Annotated in this window: 17 protein-coding genes and 2 pseudogenes; 12 read left to right on the forward strand and 7 right to left on the reverse strand. The window is 57.5% G+C overall.

Translation table 11 applies throughout. From position 1 onward, the window contains the following. Positions 1–233: 233 nt before the first annotated feature. Together B0G76_RS24285 and B0G76_RS44035 are read left to right on the forward strand one after the other, a co-directional pair. Positions 234–1130, forward strand: a complete 897-nt coding sequence (locus tag B0G76_RS24285; RefSeq protein WP_120294784.1) for a LysR substrate-binding domain-containing protein — start codon at positions 234–236, stop codon at positions 1128–1130. A gap of 54 nt (positions 1131–1184) precedes the next feature. Beyond that, positions 1185–1286, forward strand: a pseudogene (locus tag B0G76_RS44035) (aldehyde dehydrogenase family protein); the annotation flags it as partial. A 33-nt stretch (positions 1287–1319) separates the two neighbouring features. Here B0G76_RS44035 and B0G76_RS44895 read toward each other — a convergent pair. The 7 genes and pseudogenes from B0G76_RS44895 to B0G76_RS24325 all read right to left on the reverse strand — a co-directional run. Continuing rightward, positions 1320–1409 (reverse strand): annotated as a pseudogene (locus tag B0G76_RS44895) (hypothetical protein); the annotation flags it as partial. Between the two features lie 162 nt (positions 1410–1571). Beyond that, complete coding sequence (locus tag B0G76_RS24300) at positions 1572–2045, reverse strand: MFS transporter (protein ID WP_183082132.1); 474 nt, start codon at positions 2043–2045, stop codon at positions 1572–1574. A 46-nt stretch (positions 2046–2091) separates the two neighbouring features. Beyond that, positions 2092–3159, reverse strand: a complete 1068-nt coding sequence (locus B0G76_RS24305) for an amidohydrolase family protein (protein ID WP_120294786.1) — start codon at positions 3157–3159, stop codon at positions 2092–2094. 110 nt (positions 3160–3269) lie between these two features. After that, positions 3270–4283 (reverse strand): porin, encoded by a 1014-nt coding sequence (locus B0G76_RS24310; protein ID WP_120294787.1) that lies wholly within the window; start codon positions 4281–4283, stop codon positions 3270–3272. A 210-nt stretch (positions 4284–4493) separates the two neighbouring features. Beyond that, positions 4494–5438 (reverse strand): VOC family protein, encoded by a 945-nt coding sequence (locus B0G76_RS24315; protein ID WP_120294788.1) that lies wholly within the window; start codon positions 5436–5438, stop codon positions 4494–4496. A gap of 20 nt (positions 5439–5458) precedes the next feature. Then, the gene (locus B0G76_RS24320; protein ID WP_120294789.1) at positions 5459–6277 is read right to left on the reverse strand and encodes an SDR family NAD(P)-dependent oxidoreductase; all 819 of its coding nucleotides are present in this window, start codon (positions 6275–6277) and stop codon (positions 5459–5461) included. A gap of 50 nt (positions 6278–6327) precedes the next feature. Continuing rightward, on the reverse strand, positions 6328–7731 hold the full coding sequence (locus tag B0G76_RS24325) for an MFS transporter (protein ID WP_120294790.1): 1404 nt from the start codon (positions 7729–7731) through the stop codon (positions 6328–6330). 256 nt (positions 7732–7987) lie between these two features. On the opposite strand from B0G76_RS24325, the gene B0G76_RS24330 reads away from it, so the two are divergent. The 10 genes from B0G76_RS24330 to B0G76_RS24375 all read left to right on the forward strand — a co-directional run bounded on the left by B0G76_RS24330 (position 7988) and on the right by B0G76_RS24375 (position 16026). Further along, positions 7988–8242 (forward strand): tautomerase family protein, encoded by a 255-nt coding sequence (locus tag B0G76_RS24330; protein WP_120294791.1) that lies wholly within the window; start codon positions 7988–7990, stop codon positions 8240–8242. A gap of 30 nt (positions 8243–8272) precedes the next feature. Further along, on the forward strand, positions 8273–8734 hold the full coding sequence (locus B0G76_RS24335; RefSeq protein ID WP_120294792.1) for an SRPBCC family protein: 462 nt from the start codon (positions 8273–8275) through the stop codon (positions 8732–8734). A gap of 22 nt (positions 8735–8756) precedes the next feature. Next, positions 8757–9692: a fumarylacetoacetate hydrolase family protein gene (locus B0G76_RS24340; RefSeq protein WP_120294793.1), complete on the forward strand. Its 936-nt coding sequence runs from the start codon at positions 8757–8759 to the stop codon at positions 9690–9692. Between the two features lie 22 nt (positions 9693–9714). Then, entirely contained in the window at positions 9715–10719 is a 1005-nt protein-coding gene (locus B0G76_RS24345; RefSeq protein ID WP_120294794.1) for a zinc-binding dehydrogenase, read from the forward strand. Positions 10720–10762: 43 nt separating this feature from the next. Continuing rightward, a complete protein-coding gene (locus tag B0G76_RS24350; RefSeq protein WP_120294795.1) occupies positions 10763–11482 on the forward strand; it encodes a GntR family transcriptional regulator in 720 nt (239 codons plus the stop codon). A 48-nt stretch (positions 11483–11530) separates the two neighbouring features. After that, positions 11531–12295: an SDR family NAD(P)-dependent oxidoreductase gene (locus B0G76_RS24355; protein WP_120294796.1), complete on the forward strand. Its 765-nt coding sequence runs from the start codon at positions 11531–11533 to the stop codon at positions 12293–12295. A gap of 430 nt (positions 12296–12725) precedes the next feature. Continuing rightward, positions 12726–13388 (forward strand): TetR/AcrR family transcriptional regulator, encoded by a 663-nt coding sequence (locus tag B0G76_RS24360; RefSeq protein ID WP_259460705.1) that lies wholly within the window; start codon positions 12726–12728, stop codon positions 13386–13388. Between the two features lie 75 nt (positions 13389–13463). Further along, a complete protein-coding gene (locus tag B0G76_RS24365) occupies positions 13464–14540 on the forward strand; it encodes an alkene reductase (RefSeq protein WP_120296756.1) in 1077 nt (358 codons plus the stop codon). Positions 14541–14640: 100 nt separating this feature from the next. Continuing rightward, positions 14641–15519, forward strand: coding sequence for an SDR family oxidoreductase (locus B0G76_RS24370; protein WP_183082133.1), 879 nt, complete (start codon positions 14641–14643; stop codon positions 15517–15519). 72 nt (positions 15520–15591) lie between these two features. After that, positions 15592–16026, forward strand: a complete 435-nt coding sequence (locus tag B0G76_RS24375) for a LysR family transcriptional regulator (protein ID WP_120294798.1) — start codon at positions 15592–15594, stop codon at positions 16024–16026. The last annotated feature ends 11 nt before the right edge of the window (positions 16027–16037 follow it).

Raw genomic sequence — 16037 nt, forward strand, 5'->3', positions numbered from 1 at the left:
AAGGGGATGGCGGCGTTTGTCAACGGTAGGCGGCTCGCGATGCCGTCGTAGACGGACGCAAGAATCGACATCAAAGTGATGTCCATCATTTTCGAAGTGGTGGACACCATTTTGTCAGAGCCAACTCAGAGGCCTTGCAGCCGTAAAGGCCGCCCGAACCATAGTCCAGAATTCCGCCGTCGCCTGGCGATGGCAGCTTGTGAATCAGGGGTGTCAGTCGTCATCTGTCCAAGATGCAAGCGCTCCCCTCTTTCAACCATCTGCGCAGCTTTCAGGTCATCGGTCATCACCTAAATCCTGTGCACGCGGCACGCGAACTGAACCTAAGTCCATCGACGCTATCGTATCAACTTGGCATCCTTGAAGAGCGGCTCGGCGTGCGTCTGTTCATACGCACGGGCCGCGGGCTCGCGTTCACCGATGCTGGCCGCGAGTTACATGGAGAAGTAGATCGATGTCTTCGGCAACTCTGGACGGCATGGCAACGCGTCGCAGTGCGCGGCGCATCTGCTCCGCTCATCGTCAATTCGCTGCCGACATTTGCTATGCACTGGTTGTTGCCGCGGCTCGCTGCGGTCCAAGAGCAGTTCTCGAACGTCGAGATTCGCGTGTCAATCTCAGCGGTCGATTTCGTGCGAGACGCGCTTGACTGCGCGATCGCATACGGTGACGGTGATTGGCCGGGGTTGCGTTGCGATTTCCTTCGTGCCGAAAAGTTAATCACTGCATGCTCCCCAACGACGCGTACGGCTAAAGCGCCGCTAGTGGGTGTCGCTGACCTGGCGCATCATACGCTGCTCTCCGCCAGGTCTCGCCCAGAAGATTGGGCGCTGTGGGCGGAAGCCGCGGATAGTCCAGCGCCAGCGGGCGAACGTCAGTTGGTTCTCGCCTCGCGGATCGTGGTGATTCAAGCCGCCTGTGAAAGCCTCCGAGTGGCGGTCGTGGACCCGGCGATGGTGCGGGCGGAGTTATCGGCAGGTCGACTAGTGCAGGCTCTGCCTGAAGTGGCTCGAGGAAAGGGCTCGTACTATCTCCTCTATCCCGAAGGAGAGGAAGCATTTGCGCGAGTGGGTGCGTTTCGGGCTTGGTTGCTCGCAGAACTTGCGGTGGAAGAGACGCGGATCGCATGAGATGGCGATTCGCGGTCGGGTTCTCTTGTCGGTGTCGCTGTCGAGCGCAAATTCCGACTCGCCAACGATACGGTCTTTGGACTCGCAGCTTAGTTCTATAGCCGGAACATCGGCCGAATCTGGCGCGTCGCCAAACGACTCGAGTATGGAGTGGTGTGCCACGATCGAGACCGATGCACCGGGTTCCAGCGTTTCCTTGACGATTTGCTGCTTGAATTCTCGCGGATATACACGATACCCCTGCTTGGGGCGAGCATCCTTCGTTGTGCTGTCCAACATATCGGCATACCCTCCTGGCTCACGAATCAGCTCACATCATGAGGCTGTGTCTCGCGAATCGGGGCCTGGCCTTGCCGAGCCGATTACCGCGCAACACGGCGCTCCAGCGATCGAACGGTCGCGCGACTCCCTTCCCGCGCAGCAGCGTGACGCCGGCGGCGATCAGCACCGCATACGCCGACTGGCACGTTGTTGCCGACCAGCCAGTGTCAGTCGGCCACGCGCAGGACGGAAGCCGCGAGACTCTGCCCGAACGATGCCGACAACGCGGCCGTCAGCGCGAGTAGCGCGATGCCGCGTGCGACCTTTGACTGCGGCAGGATCGAGCGGAACAGCGCGGGCTCGAGCGTGGCGACGCGTGCGCCGCAAACCCTGCAGCATCCGCGACGCGACCAACGTGCCTATCGACGGCGACAGCGCGCAGAATAGCGAGGCAAATTTTAACAACAAGACACCGCCTCGATACACGCGCCGGTAGCCGAACCGCTCTCCGAGAGCGACGAGCGGCAGCATGGCGACGGCCATCGCCAACTGATAGGCGTTGACTACCCATATGGCCAGCGACGGTGCGCTGCTCAGATACCGTGAGCTGAGCGGAATGGCGATGTTGGCGATTGCCGTATGCGCTCCGCCCACGAGAGTCTCCTGCTGCAATCCTGCCGTCACCGTTCAAGCCTCGCAGTCACTTCAGGCCGAACGCGACTTCCGCGTTGGTCTGGTAGAAGCGCTTCTTGTCTTCCGGCGTGGACGACATGTTGTCGAGAATGCCGACCTCCTCGATCGCGTGTTGATACGGATAGTCCATCGCATACATGACGCGATCGGCTCCCATCATGCCTTGCGTGTACTTGATGGCGGCTTCGTCCGCTACGCCGCTGTTGGTGATGTAAAAATTCTCGCGCAGATAGTCGCTCGGCTTCTTCTGAATCGGCTTCATGCAGGCGTAACGCTCCGACTTCACGGTCGCGCGGTGCATGTAGTCGAGACGATAAGCCCAGAACGGCAGCGCTTCGCCCATGTGGCCGAGAATGATCCGTAACTTCGGGAAGTGGTCGAACACGCCCGCCGTAATGATTCGCAGCGCGTGCAGTCCGGTCTCGACGCCGAAGCCGAAGATTGCGCCGTCGAGGCCGCACTCGAGGAACGGCTGAATCATGTTGCGCGGTGGCGTGTTCGGGTGCAGGTAGATCGGCGTGTCGTTCGCCTCGGCGGCTTCAAAAATGGCCCAAAACTTCGGATCCGAAAGATATTCACCATGCGTGTGCGAATTGATGATGACACCGTTAAGCCCCAGCTTTTGCACGCCCCGCTCAATCTCCTTCGCTGCCGCTTCTGGGTCTTGCGGCGCTACAGCAACCATTCCCGTGAAACGCGTCGGGTGCTTGCGAACTGCTTCCGCCAACTCATCGTTGGCGACCTTGGCGAACGCAACGGCCGATTCCCCGTCCATGACCTGCACGCCGGGCGACGTCAGTGCGATCACCTGCCGGTCGATCCCCGCTTCGTCCATATGATGCAGTCGTTGCTCGCCGAGGTCAGTGAGGCATTCGATAATGTGCCGCGCCCGGGCGCTCTTGCTGCTCATATAGAAGCCGATCAGGCTGACGAAGCCGGGATCGGGGTCCGCGCCCTCAAGAATCTTGCGCCAAATCTGAAGCATTTCCGCTGGCGCGAACGCTTCTTCAGTGGCAATGCGCTTATAGGCGACCTTGCCCGGGCGCGGGGCTGTCGTAGTTTGGCTTTGATCCATGAGCCCATTCCTCTCTTGCTGGTTAAGAATTGTGGAAGCCAGTGCATCCAAACAGCACGCTGTAAGTTCCGGCGTCCGTCAGTCACTTCAATGCTACCGCCTTGCTCGCATTAGAACCTGTGGACGAGGCCAATCTGCATGCCCTTTGCTGTCGCACCAGGATAGGCCACCGGAATACCTGCGGTCGTCGCGCCGTTCATAGCAAAAGTTGCCTTGTTCTGATTGTCGATCCATGCCGCCGCGGCATACAGAGTGGTTCGTTTAGACAAAAAATAGTTGTAACTAACACCGATCTGATTTGCGTTGTTATCAAGAGACGACTTGTCCCGTGCGTGTCCTATCCCGATGGCGGCGGTCATGTCTGGGCTGATCGTGTAACGTAGCGATGCGACATACACATCTCGATTGAGCGGCGTTTCGGTCTGCCGGTTGTTGTTATAGCCAATAAAAGCGGTCACCGGCCCAAAGCTGTACGACACTCCCGCATATAGTGCCTTCAGAGTGCTTCCAGGCGGAGCGGACGGATAGCTGATTCCCACGGGATCATTGACGCTCTGGTAACCGAAGGTCGCCCCCACCGGGCCATTCGCGTATTCGATTCCCACGTGGTAGTTCGCTATACCGTTTTGCGGGGCCGTCGTTGTGTCTCTCAGTCCCACCATAAATTGAGCAGTCAGGCCCGCGATGTTGGGTGTGTGATACGAGATTGCATTGTTCACTCTCGGAACGATACTGAGGAAGCTGATTAGCGCAGACCCGATTGTCGCTCCACCGAATGCGTCCAGAAGACCAGAAACGGGGATGTAGACAGGGGAGTTCTGACGTCCGAACCGCAGTTCCCCCCACGGACCGGCCACACCAACCCAAGCCTGACGACTAAATGAAAGGCTGGGTGTACTAACTGCACCGTTGTTTACCAAAAATCCCTGCTCAAGCGTGAATTTAATGGAATAACCTCCTCCGATGTCCTCAGTGCCTAGAAAGCCGAATCGTGATCCGAGCACCTCTCCCGAATCCATACGAACAGCTGTCCCGCTCCCTACGTTAGCGACCTCGACGCTGTTATCCAAAATTCCATAAAGGGTCACTCCTCCAGAAGCGTGGGCACTCAACGAAAGAACCATCAGTGACGTCCATAATATAGGATACCGAAGCTTCACGTTTGTTGTCTCCTTGAATTCTTATTTGTTGTCGGGCGGCAAATCTCGCCTCGACCTGGCGCTCCGCGCTGTTCGACATGTGCCGTAGCCGCCGCGTTAGATCGGCTTGCTGAACGAACACTATCGAAGAAAAAGTGCGACAGAGCGCCAGGTCGGCGTCGAGGTGCTGTGGGATTACGGTTTCACATTGTTTCGAAAACGGTCTGACGGAGGATCGCCCCACTGATTGGTGAGGCCTTCTTTAACGTCCCAGACCCCTATGGGCGCGCTTGCGTTCAACCGATCGGAGTCCGCCCAGTGCTCGTGAGCGTGTCCGAACGGATCATTCCAGTAGTCGAAAAGTTGGCTTCCTAGCAGATGTCGACCGACACCCCAAAGCTGGTCATAGCCGCGTGATTTCAGAAAGTGGTGGTCCGCCATGACAGCGTCGATGTCTTGAGCTTCGAAAGAGACGTGGTGCAATCCCGCCGTCGCCGAGCGCATCGGAAGGAATGCATGATGGTCCACGTAATCATCGCCTTTGTCGACTCGAAGGAAGGACGCGATGTGTTCTGAACCGCCATGACCGAAGACTTCATCGGAGGCGACAAAGCCAAGTGTCTGTGCGAACCACTCCGCAGTCTCGGAAACGATTGGCGTCCCAAGCACGACGTGGGCAATCCGCTTGACTGGAGTTGGCTGCCCTTGCGGCAGCCGCAACACTGTTCCTGCCCGGGCGAGAGGGCGACGACCTGTATTAACCGCCTGCCGTTCGATGTTAATCGGCTCGCGCGCCTCGATTCCGTACACCACATCAACGGCATAGCCGTTGGGCTCCTGCAGTCTCAGACGCATGCCGCCGCCCGGTTCGTCAATTTGCTCGACTTGACGTCCCGTTGCAGCTGCAAGCACATGGAGATCACTTTCGTTCTTCGCTTGAAAAGCGAAGCCAAGGAGGGAGAGCGGGCCCTCATGAATGATGTAGCAATGAGGGGCCGCGTCTGTGCCCCGGAAGTAGATTGCATCTGCAGTCTCAGCGACTGAAATCAGACCAAAGTCGGTGAGGAAGCTCTTTGCTTTCGCGAGGTCGGGAACTTGTCGACGAATGTAGACAAGTTCGTTGCATTTTATCGTGCTCATAGTATTTCTCTGGACAGTTACTAGGCCATTAGACGGCCGCCGTTTACATGGAATGTGTGGCCAGTCACAAATCTCGATGCTGGGCCAAGCAGAAACAACATCGGTGCGACAATGTCTTCCGGTTCGGCGATTCTGCGCAACGGAATCGTTTCAATAATCGCTCGTGCGCGCTCAACCCCGAACCAATCTTCAAGAGAGGACCCTACGCGTTCCGTCGCTTGCCCAGAACCACCGGCAAGGAATGGGGTGTTCACGAGACCAGGTGACAGGGTGTTGACTCGTATCGGCGCCCATTCTTTGGCAAGCGTCTTCGCCAGCGCTACCAGCCCTGCTTTTGACGCGCTGTACGCAAGAAATCCAGGGTCCGCTTGCTGCGCAAGCCCTGAAGACACTATCACCACTGAGCTATGCTCAAGCAAGAGGGGACGAGCGCGAGTCATAGTTAAAAATGCGCCGCGCAAATTCACGTCCATCGTTCGATCCCACTGCTCAACGGTGTGCTCTGTTGCAGGTGTTGGGCGCGCGCCGATCCCGGAAACGAACGCGAGCCCATCAATGGAGCCCCATCGTTCCTGTATTGCACTGAATGCAGCGTCGATAGAATCGTTGTCGGTCACATCTACTGCGATTGAGTGCAGTCCCTCCATGGGCCCGGCTTTGTCGATCGCCGATGCTGTATCGAGGGCAATAACCTCCACCTCGATGGAAAGCGCCGCCTGACAAAGCGCTCTTCCGATGCCGCCATGACTACCGACAACGACGAGTCTGAATCCCCGCGAAGGCGCGAGCCGGCCGAAGTCGAAGGGTGCCTGACTTTGGTTTGAAGTGTAGTTGGTCATTTTGCAATCCGATAATCAATATCTGAAGACGATGATTCGAAACTTTGCCCTTAAGCCTTTGAGTTCTCGGAAGCGTGGTGTCGGTAGCGTTTCATCGTCAGTGCAGCGACAATCGCCGAACCGGTCGCTGCTACGAGACTGACCGACGTAATCGCCTGTCCAATGGAGTTCGACGCGTTGGCAAAGACATGAGACGCGGTCCATGCAACGATCACGGTGCCGCCGCCGAGTCCGACGAGATTCATGATCAAAAACAGAAGGCCAGAATTCATTGCGCGCAGACGATTCGGAATAACGGCCTGCATCGATGCCGTGACCGCACCGAAGTAGGAATTTTGGACTAGAAAATACAAACAGGCCGCAATGAGGGTCACCTTCTGATTGTGGAATAGTGTGCCAAGCACCGTAGGAAGAATCGCGATAGAGGCAATCAATACCGTGCGCATGTGGGCGTCTCGATAACCTCTCCGGAACAACTGTGCGGTGAGCGATGGTCCAATCGTGGACCCGACGACGCAACCTGCCATCAGCGCAATGCCCAAGGCCAAGCCTGTGTAGCTGGGCGTAGTCTGATAGGTCCTCATGAAGTACGTCGGTAACCACCCAAGGTTAGCGAACAGTACGGCCGCGAGAAGCGTGGAGCATACGTAGAGAGGAACGAGGTGTGAACGCAGCTGCCACAGATGTTTGCAAGCTTCACGCATGCTCGGCAACGGCTGATCGTCGAGACGCTTTGGTTCCTTGACTGCCGCGAGCAAGACAGCCGTCAAAATCATGCCAGGCATTCCAAGGGAGATAAATACAAGCTGCCACGGCTGAAACGTTCCGCCCAGTACATGGTGAGCAACCCTTGTCGCATAGTCGAGGGTCATTCCTCCCACTACCAGCGCAAAGCCGCCACCGAGCATTGCGCCCATCGAGAACAAGGCATTCGCGCGCACCAGGCGCTTGGGCGCAAAAGTGTCGGCGAGCAAAGAGTAAGCGGCCGGGGCCAGCGCCGCTTCGCCAACGCCGACGCACATGCGCGCGACAAACAATGTCGCAAAGCTGTCGGCAAAGGCGCACGCAATCGTCGCCGCACTCCAGAACGTCATTCCAAAGGCGATGATTAGACGCCGGTTACCACGGTCAGCCAGTCTGCCCAGCGGGATTCCAAGAACACAGTAGAACAGCGCGAAAGAGAACCCCTGGAGCAGTCCAACCTGGATATCGTCGATGCCGAGCGCCGCTCGAATGGGACCCACCATCAGCGAGAGGACCTGCCTGTCGACCAGGGAAATAACGTACGCGACGATGAGTATGGTCAACGTCATGTAGCCGCGCACAACCGGTGGATACCTTGCCGAGCTAGACGTGTCGGCGATGGGCTTTTTCAAGCCGCTGGAATCATCGTCGGTCGGAGCGGGGCTCAAGGCGCGCGAGAAAGGCGGTGCGACTTCCTGTTGACGGGACATGGGTCTCCTCCTTATCGGAGATTGCAGTGGTTTCGAACTAGTTTGCACAAAAACACATTATCTGCAAAGAACATTTTTCATCCGGTCCGAGACGGCGAAGCCTAAGTTATTGAAAAATAGACACAAATAGGCCGCGGAGGGATTGTACCTAGTCGGTTCCTAGACCCGAGTTGGCCGCGTCAGTCATCGATAACTTTGCAGGAAATCGGCATTCGTGCATAATTGGTTATGAAGCCCTAATAGAGGAGGAGACATCATGCCGGTCATTACCGTCCAGCACCTAGCAGGTGCATTCACGCGACAACAGCAAAACGAATTGATGAAGGACATTACGGAAGCCGTTGTTCGGCAGGGCGGCGAAGGAATTCGACCAGCCACCATTGTTGTCATCAACGAAGTGGCCGACGGCCTCTGGTCTTACGGAGGAAATGCCTTGACGCTTGCCGAGGTCGAGGCGCGGCGAAAGGCGCGCGCGGCAAAGGCGAATATCGGCAACGACCTACTGACCTGACCACCTCACTCGAGGATATGGAGGCAATTTATGTACGCGATTTCAGTCAGTTTCGATGTTAACCCCGCGGATGAACCGGTTAACGTTAGCCGGACGCAAATGTGGGCCGGACTTGTTCAAAAAGCGGAAAATGCTGTTCCGTTTGTCTCTGCCATGGACGAGTGCAAGGTGATCGAGCGGTACGAGCAAGGACTTTTGCGCCAGATCAGCTTGCGCGGCACGTCGATTCGGGAGCGCATCTCTTTTACGCCTGAAGTGCAAGTACTCTTTGAGCGTATCGACGACCCGGATCACGGTTGGATCTCAAACGTGCTCAGCGATTCGGATCGAGGCTTGATCCTCACATTTACCTTCGCTCTCGCATTTCCCGGCGTCGCTGCAGGCTCAGACGAAGAAAGGCAACGAGGCGAGGAGGTGCGCGACAGTTATATTTCGGCTGTTGCGGCCACGATCATGGAAGTGCGTCGCCGCGTTACCGCTGGCGAGCTTTGAGCATTTACGGATACAAGCCGCCATGAAGGAAAATTTATTCGGTAGCCTGCCAAGCCGTCCCGTGCTAATTCGTTACGAGTCGGAGCGAGGTGCACGAACGGGACTTCTTCTCGATGACCGCGTGTACGACCTCGCGGAAACAAGTGGTGAAGCCAGATACGTCGACATGGCGATGGTGCTGACGGACTGGCCCGCTTTCAGTGGCTGGATCAAGAAGTTCAATCCGATCACGCACAACCCGACAGTGTTGGTCGGGCAGGTGAAGCTATTGGCACCGCTGGCGAACTCGGGAAGCTTGTATTGCGCCGGCGCCAATTACTCCGACCACGAAGCGGAAATGGCTGCGGCCCAAGGCAACGCCTCGGTGAATCAAAAAGGGGCAAGGTCATGGCATTTTTTGAAGAGCTCGCATTCCATGACCGGAACGGGATCAACCGTGCGCGTGCCGGCGGCCTCTTCGGCGCTAGATTGGGAAGTCGAGCTTGCGGCGGTGATCGGTGTTAAAGGGAAAGACCTTGCTATCGAGACGGCGTTAGATCACGTCGCCGCTTATACCATCGCAATCGACTTTTCGGCCCGAGACTTGAGCAGGCGGCAAGATGTGCCTGAGCGTTCACCATTCAGGATGGACTGGCTCTCGCACAAAAGTTTTGACGGTGCGTGCCCAATCGGGCCGTGGCTTGTCCCCGCCGACAATGTTCCCGATCCGCAGAATCTCGATCTTAGCCTCTCCGTAAACGGTGACACCAAGCAGCGCTCGAACACAAGTCACATGATTTTTTCGCTGGCTGAGCAAATCAGAGATATATCCGAGCGTATTACGTTGTGGCCCGGAGACATCATCCTGACGGGAACGCCGGCGGGGGTCGGAAGCAGTCGGGGAGAGTTTTTGCGGGCGGCCGATATTGTCTCTGCGAAGGTTGCTGGGCTTGGGGAAGTTCGGGTACTTATTGCCTGACGCTAATTCTGGAAGCGATGACATGAAAGCTGTTCTGATGGAAAGGTTTGGTGGCCCGGATGTTTTGGCACTGACGGACGTCCGTGACCCGACCCCGCAGGCCGATGAGGTCCTGATCAAGGTACATGCGGTCACAGTTAACCGGACTTTAGACCTCGCTGTCAGAGCCGGTCGCTACGGCCGGCCGGTCAATCTCCCGCACGTACTCGGAGCGGACCCGGTTGGCACGGTAGCGGCTGTCGGCGATGCCGTTTCTGATCGCAAGATCGGCGATCGCGTAGTCACGTCGCCCATTCTGAGGCCGGCATCGGCTAATCAGCCGCCTGTCTTGCTCGGCGTGTCCGTGTGGGGTGGGTATGCACAATATGTCTGCGTTCCAGCTGTCGCGACTCACCTAGTTCCCGAGGGTCTTAGCTTCGAGGACGCTGCTGTCATTGGCCGACATGCGCCGTTGGCGCTGCATCTGCTGAAGAGCAAGGCCGCGGTTCGCCCCGGCGAAACAGTGCTCGTAATGGGGGCGACGGGTGGTCTCGGAGCCGTCGGCGTTCAAATCGCCAAATGGCTGGGGGCAACGGTCATTGCTGGCGCGGGCGCGCGCGCCCGCATCGAACGCGCGATCGCACTGGGAGCTGATCACGGTATCGACTATCGAGCGCAAGACCTCCAGCAGGAAGTGATGAAGTTGACGGAGGGGCGCGGGGTAGACGTTGTGTTCGAGAACATAGGAGACGCTGAACTGTTTCCCAAGGCAGTCGCCAGCCTTGCGCGCGGCGGGCGGCTCGTAACCGCAGGATCGCACGGGGGCGGCATCGTGCCGCTTAACGTGACAACGCTCTACCAACGGCAGCTCACGTTGTATGGTTCCACAGGACAAACAGCGGCTGACGTCGAACAAGTCCTTCGCCTTGGTACTGACGGGCTACTGCGGGCTGAGATTGCCGTTTCGATGCCCTTAGGATCGGCCGCCGATGCCCACGATTCGTTGGAAAGCGGCCGAGTGTCCGGCAAGATCCTGCTGCTGCCCTAGGTCTGCCGTTCTTGATTCGTCACCTTCTTAATCGAAAACCATCATGAAGTCGCATGAAACACTAGTCGTTTCACGGTCCGATGACGACGCGAATGGCAAAAGTCGGCCCTTGTCAGAGCAAGCCTTCAATACGATTAGACGTCGTATCTTGCGCGGCGAAATTGCGCCAGGTACGAAGTTGCGCATGGAAGTGCTCCAGCAGCAACATGCATTTTCAAGCAGTCCTTTACGCGAAGCTCTGAATCGGCTCGTGGCTGAAGGATTGGTGACGGCAGACGATAATCGCGGCTTTCGTGTTGCGCCAATGTCTCCCCATGATCTCGCAGACTTGACCAACTTCAGGTTGCTGGTCGAGGCAGAAGCTCTTACTCGGTCGATTGCACAAGGCGACGACGCGTGGGAAGGCAGAGTCATCGCCGCTTATCATCAGCTCGAGCGCCTGGAAAAGCGTACCGACGGCGGGCAGAACCGCCTCGATGATGAATGGACCGAGCGACATAAGGGCTTCCACATGACGTTGCTCTCGGCTGCCGGATCGCCAAGGCTACTCCTTTCGTGCTCGAATCTCTTCGACCAGTCGGAGCGCTATCGCCGCTTTTCGGCGATGAATCGGAATGAACCCAGAAATTCGCAGGATGAGCACCGTCGAATGATGGATGCCGCGGTTGAGAGGAAAGCAGATCTAGCCTGTGCAATATTGCGCGATCACATTTCGCAGACCGCCCGAAACGTGATGCTGGTAACGGAACAAGATTCGAAATAGTCCGAGTGTGTACTTGACAAGACCTGACTAACACTGATGAGGCATCTAATGCCGAACCGATTGAACGAAAAGGTTGCTGTGGTAACGGGAATCGGCAGCGGAATGGGGCGTGCAGCGGCGCTTCTATTTGCTGCCGAAGGAGCACAGGTTGTGGGGTGCGACCTGAACGAAGAGAATTCTCGCACAACGGTGGCCGAGATTATCGCGTCCGGTGGTAGCGCGGTGAGCTTGCAACCTTGCAATCCATCGGAGCCTGATGAAGCTCTCGCTCTTATTGATCTTGCATACAGGAGTTACGGCCAGGTAGACGTACTCTACAACAATGCCGCCAGCGTTCACTTCGCACCGATCGAGGACATGTCGATCGAAATGTGGAGAGCGACGATGAGGGGCGAATTGGACATCGTTTTCAACCTATGTAAAGCAGCGTGGCCGTACCTCAGGCAGCGTGGTGGGTCGATCATAAATTGCGGGTCGGTCTCGGGAAAGATGGCATATGAGGTGTTGCCTGCCATCGCACACTCCGCCGGTAAAGGTGGCGTAATTGCAATGACTCGCCAACTGGCTGCCGAAGGCGGCAAGTACGGCATTCGAGCGAACAGCATCTCCCCAGGGCTTGTGCGTACGGGCGCGACAGCGAGGCGTATCGACGATCCGGATTGGTTTGCGCCGATGAAGCGGAAGCTCATGTTAAATGGCCAGGTAGGCACGCCGGAGGATGTCGCTTACTGCGCATTATACCTCGCTAGCAACGAGGCAAAATGGGTCACCGGTGCGGATTTCGCAGTCGATGGTGGGACGACCGCATGGTAGAAATCGTCGCGGTAGGAAAACCTGCAACCACTTCCTGAGGCAATCTCGCAGCGAAGCGATGGGGAGGCCTCCAGACGTTTTAAGGGGTAGAGAGATTTTCATAAGGGCCGGCGTCCGAAAGCGCAAAACTACACTTGTCGTCGACCAAGAGTTCGCTCGCCAGCAAATACGAGAAGGGTGGTTCAGACTGAAGTGCAACACGGAGTCTAATTTTAGAATCGCAAGGTTGGCTTGCTGAGGCGAGCGTGGCGGCGAAGATCTCGAATGGAGAATTGCACGCGTGAATCGCGCGAGGCCAACTATCTGGTGCGAGTCGCCCAATCGGTTGGACGGCACACGTCGTAGAACAGCGCACGATGGGCTTCGTGCTTAGGCTGCGGGCGAAACGCATAGGCCGCGCAGTCTTGCGCTAAATCCATCGGTTCGCCTGATGACACGCACTGTTGCAAAAATCGTTCTGGACCGATGGGTCCGAAACGGCTACCATATCGGAAACGTCAAGGGACAAGAGATGGCAAGGCCGCGTGAATTTGATGAAAGGGAAGCGTTGCTGCAGGCAATGCAGGTGTTCTGGAGCCAGGGTTTCGAGGCGACGTCACTCACCGACCTGCTGAAGGCTACCGGTCTGAGCAAGAGCAGTCTTTATGACACGTTCGGAAGCAAGCGTGAGTTGTTCCTGGCAGCGTTCGAGGTTTACCGGCTGGAGAGAATGCGGATGCTCGACGGTTATCTGAAGAGCAAACCGACTGCATTCGCATCGATTCAGGCTTTCTTCGAGATGGTGGTTGAACACGCGCGCCTCGTCGATCGGCCATTTGGCTGCATGAGTTGTAACGAGGCCGTCGAATTTGGGCCGCATGACGAGGAAGTACAGCAACTTATTGCCCGGGATTTCCTCGGAATAGAAGATGCGCTCGCGCATGCTATTGAGCGCGGCAAGGCAGACGGTTCGATCCCCCGCGATAAATCTGCGCGAAAACTGGCGCGCTTTCTCACCGTCACCCACCAGGGCTTGCAGATTATGGCCCGCTCGAAGGCGGACGTCGGCCGGCTTGACGATGCGCTTGGAGTGATGCTGCAGGCGTTGCAATAAACGGTTCCCACCCCAGGTGGGATTTATTTGGACTATTTTGGACCGTATGGTCCGTTACAAAAAAGGAAGATGAACATGACTGCAAAATCGCTTGGTCAACTGCTTTCGCCCGTGCAACTCGGCGCATACAAGCTGCGCAACCGGATGGTGATGGCGCCGCTGACGCGCAGTCGCGCCGGCGATGGCGACGCGCCGACGCCGCTGATCGCGCAGTACTACCAGCAGCGCGCAAGTGCCGGCCTGATCATCACTGAGGCTTCCCAGATTTCGCCGCAGGGTAAGGGCTATCCGCGCACACCGGGCATACACTCCGCCGCGCAGATCGCGGGCTGGAGGCAGGTGACTGATGCAGTGCACGCAGAAGGCGGTCGCATCTTCCTGCAGATCTGGCACGTCGGCCGGCTGTCTCACCCGTCAGTGCAGCGGAACGAAGCGTTGCCGGTCGCGCCGTCCGCACTTCGGGCCGATGGCGAAATCTTCACGGGCGAAGGGCTTATGTCGCTCGTGACACCGCGTGCACTTGAGCTGGAGGAAATCGCCGGCGTCGTGGCCGACTTCCGCAAAGCGGCGGAAAACGCGAAACTTGCTGGCTTCGACGGCGTCGAGATTCACGCAGCGAACGGTTACCTGATCGACCAGTTCCTGCGCGACGGTACAAACGTGCGTACGGACGCCTATGGTGGCTCGATTCAGAATCGCGCGCGCTTCCTGAAGGAAGTCGTGGAAGCCGTCGTGCCGGTGTTTGGCGCCGATCGCGTGGGCGTTCGTCTGTCGCCTATCTTCAACGGTTTCTCGATGAGCGACAGCGATCCTGCAGCGACGTTCGGGTACGCTGCAGAGCTGCTTGGTCAATATGGGCTCGCGTATCTGCACGTGATGCAACTCGGCGAAGGGGAGTTCGACTTTAAGGCCCTGCGGCAGCGCTTTAACGGCACATACATTGCGAATGGTGGATACGATGCCGGACGGGCTGAATCGGCAGTCGATGCGGGGGATACGGACCTCGTTTCGTTCGGCACTCTCTTCCTCGCTAATCCGGATCTGGTGAATCGCTTCCGCGCCGGATCGCCCCTCAACGATGCCGACCGAACGACTTTTTATCAAGGGGAAGAACGGGGCTTCACCGACTACCCCGCGATAAACGCTGCCTGATAGACAGCGCGTCGAAAGCGAAAACGCCATCCGCGTCGAATAGTCGGGTCGGGTGGCTGACCACGCTAGTCGCGAAACCATGCAAATGAGGATAGGGAACATGTCACGCACGATTCTCGTCACCGGCGCAACGAGCGCCATTTCGGCCGAAGTTATCAAAGGGCTTGTAGCCGCGAATGCAAAAGTTCGCGCGCTGGTACGTAACCCGGAAAAGGGCGATTCGCTCGCGCGATCTGGCATCGACATCGTCGTGGGCGACTTTGAAAAGCCGCAAACGCTGGACGCGGTGTTCGCCGGTGTGGACACCGCGTTCATGCTGACGCCGCCGGGTCCGCGAGCGCCTGTGCAAGGGTCGAACGCGCTGTGGGCAGCGCGCCAGGCTGGTGTGCGGCGCATTGTCCGTTTGTCAGCCTTCGGCGCCGCACACGACGCGCCTACGATCAATGGACGTCTGCACGCACTGTCCGACGCCGAGCTCATCGCCTCCGGTTTGAGTTACACGATTCTGAAGCCGCACTTCTTCATGCAAAATCTCTTGATGGCGGCGAGGAGCGTGGCGGAACACGGCATCTTGCCGCTTCCAATGGGAAACGGGCGTATGGGGATGATCGATACGCGTGACATTGCCAGCTTTGCCGCGCGGGTGCTTATGTCAGACGGCCATGAAAACGTCAGCTACACGTTGACTGGGCCGGCGTCGATTTCGATGGATGAGACGGCGTCCGCGCTTGCCAGTGTGCTAGCAAAGCCGGTTCGCTATCAGGACGTGCCACTTGACGCGGCGCTCCGGAACATGGCCGAAATGGGCTTTGACGACTTCACGCTTAACGTTTTGCACGATTATTTTGTGGCCTACAGCGGGAACTGGGGTGACGTCGTGACAGATGATATTTCGAGGGTAACAGGCGCACCCGCGCGCACCGTCGCAGAATTCGCACGAGACTTTGCCGACGCGTTTGGCGGAGTACGGGTGGCTTGATAGCCGGTCGATTGATGTGTGCCGAACAGAGTTCAAAGCGACGCTTGCCTTTGAGCGGATAATCCGTCGCGCATGGATGCACGATCGGACGCTCTCATTTCGCTCTTCTCGCCAGAACGCCGTGTCGGATCGTTATGGCTGACCGACCCGCAGAACAGAATCGAAGTGAAGAAAATGTCCTCAATTATTGACAACGCTGATACCGAACCGAGTCATTTTCTCTACTTCGCCAGCGTAGTGCGCAACGGAAGCTTTACCCGCGCTGCCGAAGAGATTGGAGTAAGCAAGTCGACGTTGAGCCGGGTTGTAGCAAGCATGGAAGCGCAGTCCGGCGTAGCGTTGCTCGAAAGGACGACCCGGCGGATAAAGGCGACAACCGCTGGGCTCCAGGTTTTCGAATGTTGTATGCAGGTTCATTCGGCAGTACGAAGAGCGCAGGGTGTGCTCGATATGCTGAGCATCCGATGTCCCGACGAGTCTGTTGCTCGCGTGCCTGGTCGTCGTTGATCAACTTCTCT

It is taken from the genome of Paraburkholderia sp. BL23I1N1, assembly GCF_003610295.1.
Lineage (GTDB): Bacteria > Pseudomonadota > Gammaproteobacteria > Burkholderiales > Burkholderiaceae > Paraburkholderia.